The sequence below is a fragment of the Endothiovibrio diazotrophicus genome, assembly GCF_054657215.1.
Window position 1 is genome coordinate 1 of the sequence record NZ_BAAHXB010000201.1, and the last position, 4,018, is coordinate 4,018.

General features: G+C 54.0%; 5 protein-coding genes. All 5 read left to right on the forward strand.

What is annotated here, in order from left to right; translation table 11 throughout:
- The first annotated feature begins 93 nt into the window (after positions 1 to 93).
- Positions 94 to 348 (forward strand): hypothetical protein, encoded by a 255-nt coding sequence (locus tag ACYQ2W_RS25380; protein WP_459873696.1) that lies wholly within the window; start codon positions 94 to 96, stop codon positions 346 to 348.
- Positions 349 to 752: 404 nt separating this feature from the next.
- Positions 753 to 1,025 carry a hypothetical protein gene (locus ACYQ2W_RS25385; RefSeq protein ID WP_459873698.1) on the forward strand — a complete coding sequence of 91 codons (273 nt, stop codon included), beginning with the start codon at positions 753 to 755 and terminating at the stop codon, positions 1,023 to 1,025.
- The gene (locus ACYQ2W_RS25390; protein ID WP_459873700.1) at positions 1,015 to 1,335 is read left to right on the forward strand and encodes a hypothetical protein; all 321 of its coding nucleotides are present in this window, start codon (positions 1,015 to 1,017) and stop codon (positions 1,333 to 1,335) included. Before ACYQ2W_RS25385 ends, ACYQ2W_RS25390 begins: the two co-directional genes overlap by 11 nt.
- Positions 1,336 to 1,538: 203 nt before the next feature.
- On the forward strand, positions 1,539 to 1,994 hold the full coding sequence (locus ACYQ2W_RS25395) for a hypothetical protein (RefSeq protein WP_459873702.1): 456 nt from the start codon (positions 1,539 to 1,541) through the stop codon (positions 1,992 to 1,994).
- A gap of 17 nt (positions 1,995 to 2,011) precedes the next feature.
- Positions 2,012 to 4,018 (forward strand): calcium-binding protein (locus ACYQ2W_RS25400; protein ID WP_459873704.1); only part of this gene is annotated, 2,007 nt, incomplete at its 3' end.

Consider the following 4,018-nt stretch of genomic DNA (forward strand, 5'->3'; position numbering starts at 1 on the left):
CCAGCAGGGTTGTCGACCGTGAGAAAGGCGTTTCGTTTTTTTGTCTAACAATGGGGGGGTGGGGCGGAGGGAGAGAGGCCTGGGAAGTATTTGTTGTATTGGAAAGGGGCGTACGTTTCGGTTGAGGCCTTTCAAAGAGGTGGGCTTGTTGATGGGGTTGGCGAGGTGATGGTATTTGCCTTGTCACAAACAAAGTATCCTGAGGTGTTTGACGAGGAAGATAAGCAAGAAGCTTTGCGGCTAATCGGCGAAGCGTTTGTTGCTTTTGGAAAAAGATTTACAGGGGTAGCCGAGGTAAAGGTCAGGGAGTGGAAGTCAGGTAAGAAGATGGAAGATAATGGCGCGTAATCTGAGTGAAATAATTCAGGAGTTCACGGACAAAGAAGGTTGCGAAGAAATACTGGTCGTAGATCATCTGAGGACTCTGGTGACCAAGGCATCCGTCCACGTGGCAGGTGCTGCCGATGACCAGGAGGGAGCGCCTTGTCGCCGTTAATGTTGAATTTGGTCTCGCCAAGGTATGATAGACTTGTGATGGATTTCCACGGCTTTTCTGTATTATTCTCATGAAATCTGTATGAGGAAAACAATATGTCCTTTGTCCTTGAAAAAATATCTAACGAAGATCAGGTGCTTCCTGAAGTTCAGGAAGCCCAAAAAATGTGCAGAACTCGTCTGTTCGATAGGATCGTAGATAGGGAAAGGGGTATATCGTTCTTCTGCCTAACTATGGGGGGGGGCCAGAACGTGAGATGCCTGGAAAATATTTATTGTACTGGAAAGGGGTGTTTGTGTTGGTTGAGGCATTTCACGACGGAATGCCCGTTGAAGGACTTGGAAGGGTGAAGCTCTTTACCTTGTCACGCGTAAAGTTTCCTGATGAATTCGGTGAAAGTGACAAGCAAGAAGCGCTTCGGCTTGTTTGCGAGGCGTTTGTTCCCTTCGGAAAGCGGTTTGTTGGGGTGGACGAGGTAAGGATTGATGGTTTGCAAACGGCTTGGGGAGTGAAAAGCCATGGCGCGTAATCTGGACGACATCCTAGCGGAACTTTCGGATGCGGAGGGTAGGGGAGAAGTCCTTTCCGTTGACTACCTGAAAGGATTGGTACAGGAAGCATCCGTCCAGGTGTCGGGCGCGGCTGGCGATGCTGAAACGCTGTTATACAGTGGCATGCTGAACAATGGGGTGCATTCAGGGAGCGTGGCGCAAACTCTTGCAGGGGGGAGTGGTGGCAGGATTGTTGTAATAGGCCAGACCGACGCTGCAGCATTAGTTGAAAACTATAGGTTCAGAAATGCAAAGGCGCCCTGGCGATCGGCGCATGCCTTGGTGTGAAGGGCATCGGAAAGCCGTGTGCGGGAAAACCGCATGCACGGTTTGATGAGGGGAAGCAGGCCGCCATGGACTACGTATCAGTTAGTGAGGCACCGCCGGACGAAAGGGGCGGGAAAGGATAGGTTGATGCTACGGTGATGATGTGCCTGCTCTCTACTCTACCTTTGGCACTCGAAACGACTTAAGTTTAGGAGGTCGATGAGATGGTGTTTGTTAACGAAATTGTTTCTGAAGAAGAAGTTAAGATAGAAAATTTAGATGCGTTGCATAAAAAATACAATCCGATGGGTTGGAGAAAAGGAAGGCCTGTCGGATTCTCGCATTCATGGACAATAGATCGCGATCTTGGATCCTATTTCATTGTTTTATGCAGCATAAGGGAAATAGGGCAAACTGGAAATCCTCAACCTACAGGAAAAAAGTTATGCGTGTTGAAATGGCGTGGAACTCTGATTCGAATAGTTATTGAACTGGATCCGGGAAGCTCTAGTGAGTTTAAAGAAACGCCTTTCATGAATATATGGAATCTGCTGGAAATTGATGCTCCCGACGCATCAAGGAGTGAGGTGGTTTCTATATTAAAGGAAGCTCTTAAAGTCTATGGGTATCGGGGAGCTTTTCGGCAAATTAGAAACACGGTTGTTGAATTTAATTTCTGATATTAAGGAGCATTGTCATGGGATTGACTGCTGAGCAAGCCATCTCTCGTCTTGGTGATGTCGGGTCGATTGAAGAATTGCGATCCTTGATATCGCAATTGGATTTGTCTTCGAGTGGATCAACAACGGTCCTGTATAGCGGGACTCTGCAAGGGGGAGAGAGTGCGAGAGATGCAGTCTTAGTATTAGAATCTGTGGGGTCGGATATTAGAATTATTGATAATACTGAGGCGGCTGCATTTCTTGATTATGATGAGAATACTATTTTTGCGGATAAGCTAGAAGAATTGTTTGGGAGCCGTCCAGAAACTTATGGCTCTTCTGCTAACCAATTTCTCTATGGTGTGCACGACGTCAATGGAAACCGGACCAACGCAAACGGTGTCTGGGATGATGTATCTAGGCGGTTTGCGGAATCTACAACTGGTGACGTAAGGGTTTTAGCCCCTAACGCAAATTTCACTAAAATTTTTGGGGCAACCGAACTTCAAGTCCTGCTCCGATCCAGCACCGTCACCTCCATCGAAGGGATTCCGATCGATGAGCTGCGACACATCGAGAGTCTCCATGGCGATGCCGGCCTGCAAGCAGTCTTCCGGCGCTTAACGACCGCCTCCGCATTCGACATCGCTGCCAGTGGCCTGAGCGCGGCACGGGCGGCCGACGGCAGCCTGGTCGTCGGGGCCGGTGACTTTTTCAACGCGCAGCTTTCGGACATGTCGGCCTACCTGACCGACCATCCCGAGGCTCATGGCCGGATCAATGCCTACCTCGGCACCTTGAGCGATGCGGAGAAGTCGGAGCTCAAGGTCCTGTCGCAGGCGATGATGACGCTGGAGGAAGGGGCGGTGCTCTCCTCCGGCTCGAGGGTGCTCAACAAGCTGGGGATCCTGGGGACAGCGCTGGGATTCGCCTTGGCCACCAGTGCGGCCTCTGCCGCCGAAGAAGCCGGTGATCATGCGGCGGCTAGGGAGATCATGACCGAGTGGGCGGTGGACTCCGCCGGCTCTGCGGTCGGTGAGGCGGTCGGGGCGACGGTCGGCGGTATCGCCGTCGGTGCCCTGGCCGGTGCCGGGGTGACCCTCTCCGCTCCGGTCGCGGGAGCGATCATCGTCGGCGCCGCCCTGATTGGCGGAATCTTCGGCGGCGACGGGGCGGTCGGACTCTACGAGCTGACCAAAGATCAGAGCGACGACGAACGGCGTGACATCGCGGACAGGCTCTACACGCTCCTGTTCGGGGCCGACGCCCCGATCACTACCGCCCTGCCGGCGGATCTCGACGGCAACCGTCTGACCCTGACCACCCGCAACGTCGAGAATGAGCTTGTCGCCCATGCCAGGGCGGACATCGGGTGGCGTTACGCCCTTCGCGAACTCAATCCTTTCGCCGTCCCTGACGCCGACTACGCTCGCCATAACCAGGACGGCTCGTTGAACCTGTTCGACCCGGAAACCGGGCAAGGCAGCATGACCCAGCACTATCTGGAGGATCGCGCGAATTTCCTGGTGGTGAAGATCCAGCGTGACCTGACCGGGTCGAGCGTCCGCGGCGACCAGGCGCGGGAGTATCACGATCTGGCGTCCGGGGCGCTGTATCAAACCGTTACCACGACCGGGGGGCATACGGAGCGCTACGTCTTCGGCAGTGACGCCGACGAGTGGATCCACGGCGGCAGTGAGGCTGACCATCTCTACGGCGGAGCCGGTAGCGACGTCTTGCAAGGAGATGAAGGCGAGGACTACCTGGAAGGCGGGAGCGGCATCGATACCTATCTCGCCGGTGACGGCGACACGATACTGGATACCGACCACCAGGGCTGGGTCTCCTTCGGTGGCAACATCCTCCGCGGAGGCGTCTTCGACGAGGAGAGTGAACGCTACGTCAGTCGGGATGGCACCTATGCCTACCGGGTGTCGGGAACGACTCTGACCGTTACGGATACGCGGGACGACGCGAGCTTCACGATCGAGAACTACTCGTCGTCGCAGCATTCGTTGAACATTCAGTTGATCGATACCCCT